General features: G+C 64.2%; 18 protein-coding genes and 2 rRNA genes. 10 read left to right on the forward strand and 10 right to left on the reverse strand.

The window, feature by feature from the left end; genetic code table 11:
• Positions 1–192: 192 nt before the first annotated feature.
• From NJQ44_RS03565 to NJQ44_RS03580, 4 genes are all read left to right on the forward strand, one after another.
• A 23S ribosomal RNA gene (locus NJQ44_RS03565) occupies positions 193–3,119 on the forward strand.
• A gap of 129 nt (positions 3,120–3,248) precedes the next feature.
• Positions 3,249–3,371, forward strand: a 5S ribosomal RNA gene (gene rrf / locus NJQ44_RS03570).
• Positions 3,372–3,543: 172 nt separating this feature from the next.
• Positions 3,544–3,771 (forward strand): DUF1059 domain-containing protein, encoded by a 228-nt coding sequence (locus NJQ44_RS03575; RefSeq protein WP_254273308.1) that lies wholly within the window; start codon positions 3,544–3,546, stop codon positions 3,769–3,771.
• Positions 3,772–3,888: 117 nt separating this feature from the next.
• On the forward strand, positions 3,889–4,053 hold the full coding sequence (locus tag NJQ44_RS03580; RefSeq protein ID WP_254273309.1) for a DUF1059 domain-containing protein: 165 nt from the start codon (positions 3,889–3,891) through the stop codon (positions 4,051–4,053).
• 122 nt (positions 4,054–4,175) lie between these two features.
• Here the strand turns inward: NJQ44_RS03580 and NJQ44_RS03585 are convergent, their stop codons facing one another.
• From NJQ44_RS03585 to NJQ44_RS03605, 5 genes are all read right to left on the reverse strand, one after another.
• Positions 4,176–4,313 carry a hypothetical protein gene (locus NJQ44_RS03585; RefSeq protein WP_254273310.1) on the reverse strand — a complete coding sequence of 46 codons (138 nt, stop codon included), beginning with the start codon at positions 4,311–4,313 and terminating at the stop codon, positions 4,176–4,178.
• Positions 4,314–4,411: 98 nt separating this feature from the next.
• Positions 4,412–4,594, reverse strand: a complete 183-nt coding sequence (locus tag NJQ44_RS03590) for a hypothetical protein (protein ID WP_254273311.1) — start codon at positions 4,592–4,594, stop codon at positions 4,412–4,414.
• Positions 4,595–4,603: 9 nt separating this feature from the next.
• On the reverse strand, positions 4,604–5,443 hold the full coding sequence (locus tag NJQ44_RS03595; protein ID WP_254273312.1) for an aldo/keto reductase: 840 nt from the start codon (positions 5,441–5,443) through the stop codon (positions 4,604–4,606).
• Positions 5,444–5,510: 67 nt separating this feature from the next.
• Positions 5,511–6,494: a Gfo/Idh/MocA family protein gene (locus tag NJQ44_RS03600; protein ID WP_254273313.1), complete on the reverse strand. Its 984-nt coding sequence runs from the start codon at positions 6,492–6,494 to the stop codon at positions 5,511–5,513.
• Between the two features lie 62 nt (positions 6,495–6,556).
• Complete coding sequence (locus NJQ44_RS03605; protein WP_254273314.1) at positions 6,557–6,859, reverse strand: DUF7577 domain-containing protein; 303 nt, start codon at positions 6,857–6,859, stop codon at positions 6,557–6,559.
• 147 nt (positions 6,860–7,006) lie between these two features.
• Between NJQ44_RS03605 and NJQ44_RS03610 the strand changes: the two genes are divergently transcribed.
• Entirely contained in the window at positions 7,007–7,441 is a 435-nt protein-coding gene (locus tag NJQ44_RS03610) for an immunoglobulin domain-containing protein (protein WP_254273315.1), read from the forward strand.
• A gap of 9 nt (positions 7,442–7,450) precedes the next feature.
• Complete coding sequence (nucS, locus tag NJQ44_RS03615; RefSeq protein ID WP_254273316.1) at positions 7,451–8,179, forward strand: endonuclease NucS; 729 nt, start codon at positions 7,451–7,453, stop codon at positions 8,177–8,179.
• A 16-nt stretch (positions 8,180–8,195) separates the two neighbouring features.
• Here nucS and NJQ44_RS03620 read toward each other — a convergent pair whose 3' ends face one another.
• Both NJQ44_RS03620 and mutS read right to left on the reverse strand, forming a co-directional pair.
• A complete protein-coding gene (locus tag NJQ44_RS03620; protein WP_254273317.1) occupies positions 8,196–8,471 on the reverse strand; it encodes a HalOD1 output domain-containing protein in 276 nt (91 codons plus the stop codon).
• 89 nt (positions 8,472–8,560) lie between these two features.
• Positions 8,561–11,266 (reverse strand): DNA mismatch repair protein MutS, encoded by a 2,706-nt coding sequence (gene mutS / locus NJQ44_RS03625; RefSeq protein ID WP_254273318.1) that lies wholly within the window; start codon positions 11,264–11,266, stop codon positions 8,561–8,563.
• A gap of 99 nt (positions 11,267–11,365) precedes the next feature.
• On the opposite strand from mutS, the gene NJQ44_RS03630 reads away from it, so the two are divergent.
• On the forward strand, positions 11,366–11,704 hold the full coding sequence (locus NJQ44_RS03630; RefSeq protein WP_254273319.1) for a thioredoxin family protein: 339 nt from the start codon (positions 11,366–11,368) through the stop codon (positions 11,702–11,704).
• A 56-nt stretch (positions 11,705–11,760) separates the two neighbouring features.
• A complete protein-coding gene (locus NJQ44_RS03635) occupies positions 11,761–12,528 on the forward strand; it encodes a DUF7847 domain-containing protein (RefSeq protein ID WP_254273320.1) in 768 nt (255 codons plus the stop codon).
• A 96-nt stretch (positions 12,529–12,624) separates the two neighbouring features.
• Here the strand turns inward: NJQ44_RS03635 and NJQ44_RS03640 are convergent, their stop codons facing one another.
• Positions 12,625–13,059 (reverse strand): universal stress protein, encoded by a 435-nt coding sequence (locus NJQ44_RS03640; RefSeq protein WP_254273321.1) that lies wholly within the window; start codon positions 13,057–13,059, stop codon positions 12,625–12,627.
• A 24-nt stretch (positions 13,060–13,083) separates the two neighbouring features.
• A complete protein-coding gene (locus tag NJQ44_RS03645; protein ID WP_254273322.1) occupies positions 13,084–14,184 on the reverse strand; it encodes a sulfite exporter TauE/SafE family protein in 1,101 nt (366 codons plus the stop codon).
• 184 nt (positions 14,185–14,368) lie between these two features.
• On the opposite strand from NJQ44_RS03645, the gene NJQ44_RS03650 reads away from it, so the two are divergent.
• Positions 14,369–14,554 carry a hypothetical protein gene (locus tag NJQ44_RS03650; protein ID WP_254273323.1) on the forward strand — a complete coding sequence of 62 codons (186 nt, stop codon included), beginning with the start codon at positions 14,369–14,371 and terminating at the stop codon, positions 14,552–14,554.
• Between the two features lie 96 nt (positions 14,555–14,650).
• The gene (ddh, locus tag NJQ44_RS03655) at positions 14,651–15,577 is read left to right on the forward strand and encodes a D-2-hydroxyacid dehydrogenase (protein ID WP_254273324.1); all 927 of its coding nucleotides are present in this window, start codon (positions 14,651–14,653) and stop codon (positions 15,575–15,577) included.
• A gap of 1 nt (position 15,578) precedes the next feature.
• Here ddh and NJQ44_RS03660 read toward each other — a convergent pair whose 3' ends face one another.
• Positions 15,579–16,214, reverse strand: coding sequence for a DsbA family oxidoreductase (locus tag NJQ44_RS03660; RefSeq protein WP_254273325.1), 636 nt, complete (start codon positions 16,212–16,214; stop codon positions 15,579–15,581).
• Positions 16,215–16,240 lie beyond the last annotated feature (26 nt).

Genomic DNA, 16,240 nt, shown 5'->3' on the forward strand with positions numbered 1-16,240 from the left:
CAACTCCCGACGGGTCCGTATCTCGCACTCATGCCTTCGGGTATGGGTGCGACGACTGATGCACCAACCCGGGTGAAACCGCGGCTGGGAAGGGTCGATTCGCCTACCATCTACCACCTTGGGGGCGAGTATGAAACCGTGTGTACGTGCGATCCAGGCGTCCACTGGACTCGTTCAGTTTAACGAGTCACAACGACGTTGGCTACTATGCCAGCTGGTGGATAGCTCGGCTCGAGAGCTGAAGAAGGACGTGCCAAGCTGCGATAAGCCTGAGGGAGCCGCACGGAGGCTAAGAACTCAGGATTTCCGAATGAGAATCTCCTCAGCAATTGCTTCGCGCAATGAGGAACCCCGAGAACTGAAACATCTCAGTATCGGGAGGAAAAGAAAACGCAACGTGATGTCGTCAGTAACCGCGAGTGAACGCGATACAGCCCAAACCGAAGGTTTCACGACCAATGTGGTGTTTGGACTGACTCTCATCGCTTGACCGTCTTCATGAAATCCCTTGGAACAGGGTATGAAACAGGGTGACAATCCCGTAATGAAGGCCAGTACGGCGTGCGTCAGTTCCGGAGTAGCGGGGGTTGGAAATCCCTCGCGAACAACGCAGGCATCGACTGCGAAGGCTAAACACTCCTCGAGACCGATAGTGCACAAGTAGTGTGAACGAACGCTGCAAAGTACCCTCAGAAGGGAGGTGAAATAGAGCTTGAACTCAGTTGGCGATGGAGCGACGGGGCACACAAGGTCCCCTGAGAAATGACATATCTGCGAAGATACAGTAAGACTCACGGGAAGCCGGTGTTCCGTCGTACGTTTTGAAAAACGAGCCAGGGAGTGTGTCTGTATGGCAAGTCTAACCCGAGCATCGGGGGAGGCACAGGGAAACCGACATGGCCGCAGCCTCACGGCGAGGGCCGCCGTCTTCAAGGGCGGGGAGCCAGACGGACACGACCCGAATCCGGACGATCTACGCATGGACAAGGCGAAGCGTGCCGAAAGGCACGTGGAGGCCTGTTAGAGTTGGTGTCCTACAATACCCTCTCGTGATCTATGTGTAGGGGTGAAAGGCCCATCGAGTCCGGCAACAGCTGGTTCCAACCGAAACATGTCGAAGCATGACCTTCACCGAGGTAGTTCGTGGGGTAGAGCGACCGATTGGTGTGACCGCCTCCGAGAGGAGTCGGCACACCTGTCAAACTCCAAACCTACGAACGCCGTTGACGTGAGGATTCCGGTGTGCGGGGTAAGCCTGTGCACCAGGAGGGGAACAACCCAGAGGTAGGTTAAGGTCCCCAAGTGTGGATTAAGTGTAATCCTCTGAAGGTGGTCTCGAGCCCTAGACAGCCGGGAGGTGAGCTTAGAAGCAGCTACCCTCTAAGAAAAGCGTAACAGCTTACCGGCCGAGGTTTGAGGCGCCCAAAATGATCGGGACTCAAATCCACCACCGAGACCCACCCGCACCTGTCACAAGGTGACCGAGTAGGTTGGCGCTCTTATTGGATGGAAGCAGGGGTGAGAACTCCTGTGGACCGATAAGTGACGAAAATCCTGGCCATAGTAGCAGCGATAGTCGGGTGAGAACCCCGACGGCCTAATGGATAAGGGTTCCTCAGCACTGCTGATCAGCTGAGGGTTAGCCGGTCCTAAGTCATACCGTAACTCGACTATGACGACATGGGAAACGGGTTAATATTCCCGTGCCATTATGCATTGAAAGTCGACGCCCTGGGGTCGATCACGCCGGGCTTTCGCCCGGTCGAATCGTCAAACTCCGTGGAAGCCATAACGGCAGGAAGCGGACGAACGGCGAGATAGGGAAACGTGATTCAACCTGGGGCCCGTGAAAAGACGAGCATAATGTCCGTACCGAGAACCGACACAGGTGTCCATGGCGGCGAAAGCCAAGGCCTGTCGGGAGCAACCGACGTTAGGGAATTCGGCAAGTTAGTCCCGTAAGTTCGCGATAAGGGATGCCTGCTCCGGAACGGAGCAGGTCGCAGTGACTCGGAAGCTCGGACTGTCTAGTAACAACATAGGTGACCGCAAATCCGCAAGGACTCGTACGGTCACTGAATCCTGCCCAGTGCGGGTATCTGAACACCTCTTACAAGAGGACGAAGGACCCGTCAACGGCGGGGGTAACTATGACCCTCTTAAGGTAGCGTAGTACCTTGCCGCATCAGTAGCGGCTTGCATGAATGGATTAACCAGAGCTTCACTGTCCCAACGTTGGGCCCGGTGAACTGTACATTCCAGTGCGGAGTCTGGAGACACCCAGGGGGAAGCGAAGACCCTATGGAGCTTTACTGCAGGCTGTCGCTGAGACGTGGTCGCCGATGTGCAGCATAGGTAGGAGCCGCTACACAGGTACCTGCGCTAGCAGGCCACCGAGGCATCAGTGAAATACTACCCGTCGGTGACTGCGACTCTCACTCCGGGAGGAGGACACCGGTAGCCGGGCAGTTTGACTGGGGCGGTACGCGCTCGAAAAGATATCGAGCGCGCCCTAAGGCTATCTCAGCCGGGACAGAGACCCGGCGAAGAGTGCAAGAGCAAAAGATAGCTTGACAGTGTTCTTCCTAACGAGGAACGCTGACGCGAAAGCGTGGTCTAGCGAACCAATTAGCCTGCTTGATGCGGGCAATTGATGACAGAAAAGCTACCCTAGGGATAACAGAGTCGTCACTCGCAAGAGCACATATCGACCGAGTGGCTTGCTACCTCGATGTCGGTTCCCTCCATCCTGCCCGTGCAGAAGCGGGCAAGGGTGAGGTTGTTCGCCTATTAAAGGAGGTCGTGAGCTGGGTTTAGACCGTCGTGAGACAGGTCGGCTGCTATCTACTGGGTGTGTTATGGTGTCTGACGAGAACGATCGTATAGTACGAGAGGAACTACGATTGGTGGCCACTGGTGTACCGGTTGTCTGAGAAGGCAATGCCGGGCAGCCACGCCACACGGGGTAAGAGCTGAACGCATCTAAGCTCGAAACCCACTTGGAAAAGAGACACCGTCGAGGTCCCGCGTAGAAGACGCGGTAGATAGACTCGGGGTGTAAGCACTGAGGTAACGAAGTGTTGAGCCCGCGAGCACTAACAGACCAAAGCCATCATTCATACGCACTGTGACTCCTTTCACCGACGATTACTCGTCGGCTGAACGAGTCCAGGCGCAAACTGGATCGCACGTACGAATTCATCGACTGACCGAGTTGGAGCATCACGGTTCGACTCCGTGACTCGGCGTTAGGCGGCCATAGCGGCGGGGTTGCCTCCCGTACCCATCCCGAACACGGAAGATAAGCCCGCCAGCGTTCCAGTAAGTACTGGAGTGCGCGAGCCTCTGGGAACGTTGGTTCGCCGCCACCATTCATACCTATTCATTCGAGGCCCGCGAGAGTAATCGCTCTCGCGGGCTTTTTGCATATATGACGAGCGGTGGCACTGACCAATGGTTTTGAAGGTGTCCGTAATTGTGTCTTAGCCGTTGTCAGGTATGGGTAACGCTGATAGCGGCTGCTATCCAACGCGCGGTAACGACATGTTACGGTGTTCACACCCCCAGTGTTCGTGGCGCGCAATCGCCCCCTCGGAAGAGGCGGCGTGGCCGGAGTATGCACAGCATCTCGTAGAGACTCACTCGACGACGGTGGAGGCGGACATTCCCGAGGGAATGGTCCAACTGAAATTCGACGACGACGGGGATTGGATTACGGTGTCTGTTGAGGAGGCAGGCGAAATCCAGCGGGAAGGTCACGATGAGGACTAACCGCAACTAGCCCGCCACGCAAGGCGGCCTTTCTCGACGGACGGTCTGTTCGACGAGCAATAGTGGTGTTGTAACGAAATATCTCGCCTGCGTCCGGTCTAGTGGAGGTACACGAAGATGGCGAAAGAAATCGTCTGTCGAGACGCAGGGTACGACTGTGACTTCATGATTCGTTCCGAAAACGAGGAGGAACTCATCGAAGTCGTCCAACAACACGCACAAGAGACGCATGACACAGAGATGTCCCAAGAGGACATCAGAGGGGCTTGGAAGACGGTCTGAACGCACCCGACGTATTTTTATTTCGAGTGATTGGACTGGGCGCACGGACGGCGCTCACGCTGGTACGGGACGCGACGCTAACCAGCGTTCGCTCTGGCAAAGAAGCTGACTGCGCAGCGGTACTATCGTCGGTCTGATTCAGGGTTGTGCTTGCGGCGGTACGTGCCGACCATCTTCCAGAGCGTGTCGTCGATTGTGTCGCCGTTGGCTTCGTCCTCGAGTTGCCGGTACAGGTTCTCCGAGACTTCGATGCGAGGCATCACCTGTCTATACCGACCGGGAGTAAATAAAATCTCGCTGACACGGAATCGAGTAAACCCTTCGAGTCGGGTGTTTTTCATAAGTGAGTTGTATTGACTTACTCGCCGTAGAGCCAGCGAGCGCCGAAGGCGACGAACCACGCCATCCAGATGCAGAAGACGAGGAGCCACGCGCCGTACTGCACCGTCGAGTCGGGCACGACGACGTACGCGAGTGCGAGGAGGCCCGCGACGCTCGCGAGGGCGGCGATGTCGTATCGGTTCAGCGTTGGCAGCCCCACGGTCGCGAGTTACTGGGAGATGCCGTAGGTGTCGCTGGACCAGTCGCGTGCGGGATGGTCGTACACCGGTTGGTGGCGTCCGATATCGTCGATGCGTTGGTGGTCCTCGGGGTCGAGGTCCCAGCCGAAGAGGTCGGCGTTCGCCCGGACGTGGTCGGGCGAGGTGGATTTCGGGAGGACGACGACGTCGTTCTCGACGGCCCACTTGAGGATTACCTGCGCGGGCGAGCGGTCGTACTCGTCGGCGATGGCCTGTATCGTCGGGTCTTCGAATACCTCGGTTCGGCCGAGTGGTGCGGCGGCCTCGACCACCGTATTCGTCTCGCGACAGTACTCGACCACGTCGTGTTGGGTGTTCCACGGGTGGTACTCGATTTGGTTGACGGCGATGGGCACGTCGCTGATGTGGTGGGCGGCGCTGAGTTGGTAGGCGCTGAAGTTCGAGACGCCGACGTTCCGCACCATGCCGCGGTCGACGAGCGTCGCCATCGCGTTCAGCGTCTCCCGGAGCGAGATGGCTGGGTTGGGCCAGTGGACGAGGTACAGGTCGAGGTAGTCGGTCCCCAGTCGATCGAGCGAGGCCTCACAGGAGGCGATGACGGACTCGTAGCCGAGATGTTTCGGCAAGACCTTCGAGGTGAGGAACACGTCCTCGCGTTCGTAGTCGGCCAACGCGTCGCCGATGGCCGCTTCGTTATGGTACCCCTCGGCGGTGTCGACGTGGCCGTATCCGGCGTCGAGACCGGCCCGAACCGAGTCGCCGACCGTCTCGTCGTCTAAGTTCCACGTCCCGACGCCGACCATCGGGAGTTCGTCGCCGCTCGGAAGCGCCGTTGTTGGTGTCGCCATACTCCGCTGGTGGCCCGCCGTCGGCAAAACCGTTTGGCCGAAGTGGGGGTGTTCGCCCGTCTGCCGGTCAGTTCGTTCCGACGATGTCGACGGGGTCACCGAGTTCGGCGCTCCGCGCGAGGGCGTCGATAGTCCGCATGTTCCCCATCGTCTCGGCGCGGTCGACGCGCGGCGTCTCACCGGCCTCGATAGCCGCCGCGAACGCGTCGACTTGGAGCGAGTAGTGGTCGACGGCGCCGAACGTCTCGGTCACTTCGCGACCGTCGACGGCGTATGAGAGCGACACCGACTCGTCGGGTTCCGGGCCGAAGCAGTTCCGGGCTTCGAGCCATCCGTCGGTGGTCTCGACGCGGTAGCGTTCGGCGTTCGGCGTGTCGAACCCACAGCCGATTCGGGCGGTCCGTCCGTCGTCGTATTCGAGGACGCCCGAGAACGTCGTATCGACGCCCGTAGACCGAGAGTCGACGCGGTGGCCGTACGCGCGGTCGGGTTCGCCGAGGAACCCGCGGACGCCGCTGACGGCGTAACAGCCCACGTCCATGAGACTGCCACCGGCGAGTTTGGGGTCCATGCGGATGTCGTCGGTGTCGTCGAGTCGGAAGGTGAAGGAGGCGTCGACCGACCGTATCTCGCCGAGTTCCTCGCGGACGATTTCCCGCGCGCGCTGGGTTCGCGGGTGGAACTGGTACATGAACGCCTCCATCAGTGTCACGTCGCGGTCGGCGCAGTACTCGAAGAGGTCCGCGGCCTCGGCGGCGTCGACGGTCAGCGGTTTCTCACAGAGGATGTGGAGGCCCGCATCGGCGGCCGCTTCGGTCCACTCGGCGTGGAGTGCGTTGGGAAGGGGATTGTAGACGGCGTCGATGTTCGCGTCGTCGAGCATCGACTCGTAGTCGCCGTAGGCCTCGTCGATGCCGAGGTCGTCCGCGACCGCTCGGGCGCGGTCGCCGTCACGTGACGCGATGGCGACGACGTCGTGGCTCGTCGCCTGAATCGCCGGGATAACAGATTCTCGTCCTATCTTCGCCGTCGAGAGTACGCCGAATCGCATAGGTGGGTGGACTGGGGGAGACTACCTAAAGCCACGCCACGACGGTCGGCGACGGCCGGGCGTCAGTAGGGCTGACTGTGTTCCGGTGGGTGACGTTGCGGCGCGCCGGTCGAGAGGTCCGCGATGCACTCGCGGCAGAACTGGTAGCCCCGCTCGTTGGTGGCGCCACAGTGCGCACAGGCGACGGTCCTACTCTCTCCGTCGGTCCTGCTCTCTCCGTCGGTCCCGAGCGGCGGTCGCTCGTCGCCCTCGGCCTGCGTGGGGGCGGCGGGCTCTCCCTGCCGCCGGTAGGCGTACAACATGGTCAGGACGTGAAGCCCGACGAGCAGGGCGATGGCGCCGAACAACCATTCGCTCCCCATCATACGTGACAATACGACAACGGAATACTTGAGCATTGTGCATAGTTCACACGTGTCTCGGGATGCCTGTTAGCGAGACGACGGCCGAGCGTTCAAGTGTCGAGGCGCGGCCAGCGACGCTATGACACTGCCGAAAGCGGGGATACCCTGATGGGTCGGCGGACGCTGGTCGTCGTTCCGCAGTCGGACGGGCGGTACGACTGCCGCGTGGCCCACTGGGGCGTCGACGGCGACCCGATCGCACAGTCACGCCCCCTGGGAACGGGGTGGTCGGCGAGCACGGTCGGCGCGACGCTCGACGCGCGGTACGAGGCGGTCGTCGTCTGTGACGGGAGGGTCCAGCGCTACTGCGTCTGTTGGCTCGACCCGACGCTTCGGGACGCCGACGACGTGGCGGTCGCCCGCACCGACGACCCCGAGTCGTTCCGGGCGTGGTGGGTCGTCCGCAAATCGCGCGCCGCCGACGCCGTCGCCCGTGGCGTGGACCCACAGGTGGTTCGCGACGACCTCCGCGCGGCGCTGGACGCACGGGCCGACGCGTGGTACTGGCCCGACGACGCGCCCTTTTTACGCGCCGACGGCTAACCGCGAGACGTGACAGCCGACAGCGCCGTCGAGACGTTGAGTTATCCCGCCCCCGACACCGCGCGGGACCTCGTCGCGCGGGCGTTCGACCGCGGGGCGATGGTGACGCTGTTCGGCCGCTGTAGCGTCGAGTACGAGGGTCGGGCGGCCAGTTCGCTCGCTCCGGGCGACCGACACGTGACGCTGAAACCCGACGGGGCCGCGCTGGTCCACACCGACGAGGGCCAGCAACCGGTGAACTGGCAACCGCCGGGATGTGACCACAGCGTCGCGGTGGCAGACGAGTCGCTGGTGGTCCGCTCCGAGCGAACCACGCCGGAAGAGGAACTGGAAATCGTCTTCGAGACGGTGGCCCACGCCGCGGCGTTCGACGTGACTGACCCGGAGGAACTGGCGGTCACCGGGACCGAAGCGGACCTGAAAGAGCGCGTGCTGGACTCGCCGGACCTCGTCGAATCGGGCTTCACGCCCCTGGCGACCGAACGGGAGACGCCCGCGGGCGCTGTCGACGTTTACGGGGAGGACGCGGCCGGGCGGACCGTCGTCGTCGAACTCAAGCGCCGACGGGTAGGGCCAGACGCCGTCGGCCAACTGGACCGGTACGTGGACGCCCTCCGGCGTGACCTACACGCCGACACCGAAGTCCGTGGCATCCTCGTCGCGCCGTCGGTGACCGACCGCGCGCGACAACTGCTGGCGGAGAAGGGGTTGGAGTTCGTTTCGCTGGAACCGCCCTGAGACGGCGCATGCGCCGTCAGTAGACGGCGACGACGGGGTCTGCCGAGACGACGATGCGGTGGTCGGCGTAGACGAACGCCATTTCGCCGAATTCCGTGTTCTCGAACAGGGCGTCGAGGGCGTCCGGGTCGACGGCGTCCATGAGTGGTGGGAGGGTTTCGACCGGTCTACCGTCGACCGCCGCGACGGCACGGACGACGGTAGCCGAGATAGTTTCCGTGGACTCGGGCGTCTGCGTCACGAGGGGAGGTTCGGAGGACTCGGACCCGATGTGGTGGTCTGCCAATGCCATACCTCTACGAAAGAACCACTTTTGTAAAATAACGGTACCTTACTAGTTGGCAACTCGTTTCTGCTGCGGAATTCGGCGCCCGGGTCCGCTCAGTCGACCCGGTCGGCGAGGGCGGCGAGCGTGTTCAGCGCCTCGATTGGCGTCATGGTCGCAACGTCCGTCTCCCGGAGGGTGCGGGCGATATCGCGTTCGACCGCACGCTCGACCGCCGCACCCTCGACGTGGCCGTTCGTCCGCGTCGCGCCGGCCACCGTCTCGCGGTCGCTCGTCTCGCCCGTGTCCGCATCGCCCGTCCGCTCCAACAGGTCGCGCGACCGGTCGACGACGGCGTCGGGGACACCGGCCATCTCGGCCACCTCGACGCCGTAGGAGGCCGCGGCCGCGCCGGGCGCGAGTTCGTGGTCGAAGACGACTCGTCCGTCCTCACGGGAGGTCTCGAAGTGGCGGTTCGCGACGCCCGCGAGGTCGGCGGCCGCGTCCGTCAGGTCGTGGTGGTGGGTCGCGAACAGGGTGTACGCACCCACGTCGTCGTGGAGGAATTCCGTGACGGCGCGGGCGATAGCCAGTCCGTCCGCCGTCGACGTGCCCCGGCCCACCTCGTCTAAGAGGACCAGCGAGTCCTCGGTGGCCGCCGAGAGGATGGTCGACAGTTCGCTCATCTCTATCATGAACGTCGAGCGCCCGCCGGCGATGTCGTCGCTCGCACCGACGCGGGTGAACACGCGGTCCAAGACGGGGAGGTCGGCCGACGCCGCCGGGACGAAACTCCCGGCCTGTGCCAGCAGACAGACGAGCGCCACCTGTCGCATGTAGGTAGACTTCCCGCTCATGTTCGGGCCGGTGATGACGGCGAAGAAGGGGTCAGTTTCGCCTCCGTCGGCGTCCCCCATTGGGCCGCTCCCGAGGTGCGTGTCGTTGGGGACGAAGGCGGCTTCGGTGCGCTCGACGACGGGGTGACGGCCGCGCTCGATGTCGATGCCCTCCCCGCCCACGGTCGGTCGGCAGTAGTCGTGCCGTGCGGCCACCTCGGCGAAGGCCACGAGCACGTCGAGTCGGGCGAGGCGGTCCGCGAGCGCTTGGACACGTTCGGCCTCGGCGGCCACGTCGTCCCGGACCGCACAGAAGATGTCGTACTCCACGTCGTCGGCCGCGGTCTCGGCCCGCAGAATCTCCTCCTCACGCTCCTTCAACTCGGGCGTGTAGAACCGCTCCGAGTTCTTCAGGGTCTGTCGCCGCTGGTAGTCCTCCGGCACCAAATCGAGGTTCGCGTTCGTCACCTCGATGTAGTAACCGTGGACGGAGTTGTGGCCGACTTTCAGCGAATCGATGCCGGTGCGCTCGCGTTCGCTCGCTTCGAGGTCGGCTATCCACTCTTTGCCCGAGCGCTCAGTCGACCGCAGGTCGTCGAGTTCGCCGTCGTACCCCTCGCGGATGACCCCGCCCTCGGTCACCTGCTGTGGCGGGTCGGGGCGGATGGCGGCCTCGATTTCCTCGCGAGTTTCGGTCAGCGGGTCGAGCGTCGCGTGTAAGTCAGCCAGCAGGCGCGCGTCGACATCGGCGTCCGCCAGCGTCTCGCGTACGTCCGGTACGACGGCGAGCGTCGAGGCCAGCGAGCGCAGGTCACGCGCGTTCGCCCGACCGCGGGAGACGCGCGAGATGAGGCGTTCGAGGTCGTACACCTCGGTCAACAGGTCGTGCAGTCGCTCGCGGGTCGCCGGGTCGCGGGTGAGCGCGTCGACCGCTTCGTGACGGGCGTCGATGCGGGCCTCGTCCAACAGCGGGCGGCGGAGCCAGTCGGTCAATTCGCGGCGGCCGAGCGCGCAGGCCGTCTCGTCCAGCGTATCCACCAGCGTGCGGTTCTCGTGGCCTCGGACGGAGCGGCGCTCGAACAGTTCGAGGCTCTCGACGGCCACCGCGTCCAGCAACATGTACTCGCGGGGGTCGTACCGCGTGAGGTGGTTGAGGTAGTCCAGCGTCCCCTCGGGGTCCACGTCCGGGTCGACCGGTTCGCCGTCGGGACCGACCGCACCCGAACTCCCGCGGGTGTACTCGGCGTACGCTAAGAGCGCGCCACACGCCCGTCTCTCGGCGTCGCCAGCGAGCAACCGCTCTGGCGGCCCGAAGTATCGCTGGATTCGTCCCTCGGCCCGCTCACGCTCGAATGCGGCGGCGTCGTAGCCGGTAACGAGACACGCCGCCCCGAACACCGATTCTTCGTCCACGTCGACGTCGGGTCCGACGATGGCTTCGGCGGGGCCGAACCGACTCAGTTCGTCCGCTACTGCGGTTTCGCTGCCGACGCTGGTCGCGTAGCAGTCGCCCGTCGAGATGTCGACCAGCGCGAGGCCGTAGCGCTCACCTGCGGCGAGGGCGGCGACGTAGTTGTTGTCGGCCCCGCCGAGCAGTTCCGCCTCGGTGAGCGTCCCCGGCGTGACGATTCGGGTGACTGCGCGTTCGACCACGCCGCTGACCTCGTCGGGGTCCTCGACCTGGTCGGCGACGGCGACGCGATAGCCCGCGTCCAAGAGCGTCTCGATGTACGACTCGGCGTTGTCGATAGGGATGCCCGCCATCGGGTACTCGCCGGTGGAGTCGGTCCGTTGGGTGAGCGTTATCTCACAGAGTCGGGCCACTCGCTCCGCGGCCCCGCAAAACGCCTCGTAGAAGTCCCCGACCTGAAACAGCACGAGGGCGTCGTCGTACCGGTCGCACAACTCGAAGTACTGCGCCATCATCGGCGTCAGGTCGTCCGCTTGCTCGGCCATCTGTGCGGGCGGGCCAAGCGCTGTGTCCATGCGCGAGTCCAGCATCTCGGGACGCATATGCGCTCCGCTCCCCGCCTGCCCGCCCGCCACCGTCCACGCCGTTTTGCCGCTCGACCGCGTAGGGTCGGTATGCCCACGTCAAACTACGAACGCCCGGTGACGGTCCGAACCCGCGCGGAACTCGACGACGTTCTCGCCGACGCCGACCGCGTGCTGGTGATGGTCCGCACCGAGGGCTGTGCCATCTGCCAGTCGATGGAACCGATTCTGGACGGCGTCGCCCGTTCGACCGACGCCGCCGTCGTCGTGTTCAACCCGAAAGCGGACTTAGACGCCGTCGCCGCCTTCGACGTGCGGAGCGTCCCCACCTTCCTGCTGTTCGAAGACGGCGAACTCGTCGACCGGCGGGCCGACGGATTCGTTCCGACTGCCGACCTCACCGCGTTCGTCGAGCGAACGACTGCTTGAGAGCGGCTCTCACCCCAGAAAAACGCTTTTGTGTCCGCTCTGGGAATCGGGGGACGATGTCCCTCCAAATCGGTGCCGCCCTGCGAGATGCGGGGCTGCAGTTAGTCAGTCGTACTGGCGCGATACTGTTCGCACTCTATCTCGTCCTGATGCTCGGTATCCAGAGCGCGATGAACACGGTGTTCGCCGTGGTGTACACCCGGATGGGCTTCGAGGAGGTCACCGCGGCGCTCCCGTTCGTCCTCGACGTCCCGCTCTCGGTCGCTGGCGCACTCGTCGCCGTCGGGGCGATTCTCGGGTCGTACCTCTCGCTGGTCGCCACGCGGACGTTCGTCGCGGACGCTCGCGACGACTTCCCGACCGGCGCGTTCACGCGGAACGTCCCGCTGGCATTGGTGAACCTGTTCGTCGGCGGCTTCGTCTACAGCGCCCTCGTGTTCGTCGGGTCGCTCCTGCTCGTCGTCCCCGGCATCATCGCGTACATCGCGTTCCTGTTCATGGTCCCGTACGTCGCCGTCGAGGACCGCAACTTCGTCGACGCGCTCCGGTCGAGTTACGGCCTCAGCAAGGGGAACTGGCTCGCGCTGTTCGGCCTCATGGTGCTCCTCGTCGCGGTGTTCGGCTTCGTCGGGGCCGTCGCTGGCGTCCTCGGGACGCTGTTGCTCCCGCAGGGACTGTCGCAACTGGCGATTACGGTGTTACAAGCCCCCGCGTCGCTGTTCTCGCTCGCCGTCATCGCCGCCGCGTTCCGCCAACTCCGCGACGGCGAGACGCAGTCGCCGTCCGCTGAGAGCGGAACCGACGCGGCGTCGACGGCGCTCTGAGTCACGAAAAACTCCTTTTCGCTCGACTCGGCTACTCGCGAATCAGTTCGGTCCCCGCTCGCGGTATCAGCGGTTTCGCCACCGCTCAGGCTCTCGCTATCCGTCCAGCCGAACCGTCACCACCGGCACGGGTGACCGGCGAACCACGTTCTCGGCGACGCTCCCGATGAGGTAGTGGTCCAGTCCGGTCCGGCCGTGGGTCCCCATCACGACGAGGTCCATCCCCGTCTCGTCGATGTAGTCCAGAATCTCCGCGCGCGGCACGCCGTCTACGACGCTCGTCTCCACGTCGATGTCGTCGGGGAGGCGCGCGACAGTGTCGGCGACGGCGCGTTCGGCGCGCTCCGCTTCGGCGTCGTCCCACGCCTCCTGTGAGAGGCCGCTCGTCGGACTTTCGAATCGGTTGCGCGTGTCGACCACCGACAGGACGTGTATCGTCGCGTCGAACTTCTCGGCGAAGTTCGCGGCGTGGTCGGCGGCCGCGGCGATGCCGTCGCTGCCGTCGGTCGGTAACAGGATGTCGTCGTACATACGTGAAGGTGGGGTCGCCCCGAACTAGAAAGCACCGGCTGCCATCAGGAACAGCGCGACGGAGATGACCGCGAACAGCGCGCCGACGCCCTTCTTGATGATTTCCGTGTCGAGGTTCGCGGAGACGTACGGCGCGATTTGGCCGCCGGTGACCGTCGCCGGGACGGTCCAGACGACCATGTTCCACGGCGTCGACGCCAGATTCATGCTGTGGCCGCCGACGAGGCCGCCGCCGAAGACGTGGACGAGCGACGCCAGCACGGCCGTCAGCGCGACCACGATGTGGTTCGTGCCGATGGCGACCCGGACCGGCACGTCGGTTCGGAGCATCGAGATGATGCCGAGTTCGCCGATACCGAAGCCAGCGAGTCCCTGAAAGACGCCGCCGATGCTGTAGTTGGCGAACCGTTCGAGGTAGCCGCCGTGGGAGTAGGTGTAGTCGTTGCCGTCCCGGTCGACGCGGGTGACGACGCCCTCGTCGTCTTTCTCGACGCCCGCGGGACCGAGTTTCTCGTCGTCGTCCGGGAGGGCGGTGCCGCCGTCGGCCTCCGGGCCGCCGTCGGCGGAGACACCGGCCTCGTCGCCGCTCGCACCGGGTTCCTCGTGGCCGAGGTCGGCTTTGAACAGCAGATAGGACGCGGCGATGAGCGCGACGCCGAGCAGCGCGTGGAACACCGGGGCCGGGATGACGAACGACAGCAGTGCGCCGGCGACGACGAAGGGGATGCCGCCGAGGACGAGCGTCAGCGCCAGTCGGCGGTCGACGAGGCCGTACTGGATGAACGCCAGCGCGGAACTGGAGAGGCCGAAGGACTCGCTGATGAGGCCGATTTTCACGAGCGTCTCGGGTTCCAGTTCGTAGGCCACCAGCGGGAAGATGAAGATGAGGAACGGCACGAACAGGGCCGACCCGCTGATGCCGACGGTGTTGACGATGGTCGCACCGACGATGAACGCGAGGAACAGCCACCAGTACTGCAACCAGTACCCCGTTCCGGCGTCGGCGGGCGTGGGTGCGAAAAAGTACACCGACACCACGAATGCCAGCGGTGCGAGGAACACGAAGACGTGTTGGTACTTCAGGAATGCCTTCTGGATGCTACCGGACGATGACGACGTGGTCATTGAAGCGTGAAGCCAGTGTAGTGAATCTGGCCTTAAGTGCGTTATCGTCTCCGTCGGTATCTCTCCCGATGATTCGTGCAAAATTCGCCTTCAGCGCCCATGAACTGTTCATCTCGCCTGCGGCCGCGTACGCGCTTACGTATCCCTAATGTTTATTGTACCGGCTGTGATAGTAAGTAACGTAATGAGTTTTCCAGAGGGGCCCCTCGAGTCAGAGCAGTCCATCGACGACAGTCACGACGCGGTCGACCCGGCCCCGACGGACGGACTCATCGCGACGGTACGACGCGCGTTCCGCACCCACCGTGAGACCTGGGCGGCGCGCTACGTCGAGATGCGTGTCGGCGCTCGAACCGGCCGTCGGGACTGACACCGCGTTCGAACCGAATTCTTCCGTTCGTGTGACCGTCGACAGCGGCGGCGCTCGCGACCGAACGACTAACTCCCCGCTCCTCGACGATTCGCTATGGACATTCAGCGAATCGCGGTCCACGAGTCGACGGGGCAGGCGTTTCCGGTCCCGGCGCTCGTTGAGTCGCTGTCGTCGCTGGCCGTTCCCGTCGAGGTGACTGCCGACGGTGAGACGTACGGCCCCGGTGACTGCGTCGTGACGTTCTCGCCCCGAGCGGCGTTTCTCGACGCCGACTGGGTGCACGGGGTCCGGGCGGGCTACGACGAGTTCGACACGGCGGCGTACGCCGAGGCGGGCACCGCGCTGACCAACAGCACCGGCATCCACGGTGAGACGGTTCCCGAGATGGTCGTCGGCTACCTCGCCATGTTCGCCCGCCGCCTCCACGTCTACCGCGACCAGCAACGTGAACGCGAGTGGCGGCACGAACCGTACGACGCCCACTTCACGCTGACCGGCGAGCGAATCTGCGTCGTCGGCCTTGGAACAATCGGGCGCGGTATCGCCGCCCGTGCCGACGCGCTGGGGATGGACGTGGTCGGCGTCCGACGGTCCGGCGAATCGGTCCCCGGCGTCGACACCGTCTACGCGCCAGACGAACTCGAAACCGCCGTCGCCGACGCCCGCTTCGTCGCCCTCGCCGTCCCGCTGACCGAGGACACCGCGGGGATGGTCGACGCCGCCGTCTTCGGGGCGATGCCCGAGGACGGCTATCTGGTGAACGTCGCTCGCGGGGACGTGGTGGTCGAGGACGCCCTCCTCTCTGCGCTCGACGACGAGCGCATCGCGGGAGCGGCTATCGACGCCTACTGGGAAGAACCGCTCCCGTCGGACCACCCGCTCTGGGACACGGACGAGGTGGTCATGACGCCGCACTGCGCGGCCGCCACGAATCGCTACCACGAGGACATCGCCGCACTCGTCCGCGAGAACGTCGAGCGCGTCGCCCGCGGCGATTCACTGCACAATCGGGTCGCCTGAGCTACGTTCCTTCGACCAGCCGTTCGAGCTGTTCGGGCGGGACCGCGCCGCGGGCGGCGTAGCCGTCGTAGGCGAACGTCGGGACGCCGGTGACGCCCTGTTGCCGGGCGGCCGTGAACTGCTCGCGCACCGTCTCGCGGAGCGTCTCGTCGTCCAGCGCCGACCGGACTTCGCTCTCGTCGACACCTGCCTCGACGGCCAGTTCGGCCAGCACGTCCCGGTCGCCGATGTCTCGCCCCTCCTGCCAGAGCGCGTCGAAGACGGCCACGTCGAACGTCAGCCACGTCTCGTAGTCGGAGTGCTCTTTGAGGTAGTACGAGAGGACCTGCGCCGGGAGTGAGTCGATGTCCGTGGCGATGTCGAGGTCCATCTCGACGCCGTACCTCTCTTGCAGGCGGCGGACCCCCTGCTTGGCCTGTTCGTAGTACTCTTCGTCTTTGCCGTCGTCGACGGCGTGGTCGATGCTCCCGTCGGGGTTGCGTTTCTGGCTCCGCAGGTCGAACGGCTGCCAGTCGATTTGGAGGTGGGTGTCGCGGCTGTCTTGATACTGTCGCAGCGACTCGCGTCCGAGGTAGCAGAACGGGCAGACGTAGTCGGAGTAGACCGTAATCCGCTCGCTGGACTGTGTCTCGCTCATGCTGAGAGATGTACCGTCTCACCGAG

This window comes from Haloarcula marina (genome assembly GCF_024218775.1).
In the GTDB taxonomy this organism is placed as follows: domain Archaea; phylum Halobacteriota; class Halobacteria; order Halobacteriales; family Haloarculaceae; genus Haloarcula; species Haloarcula marina.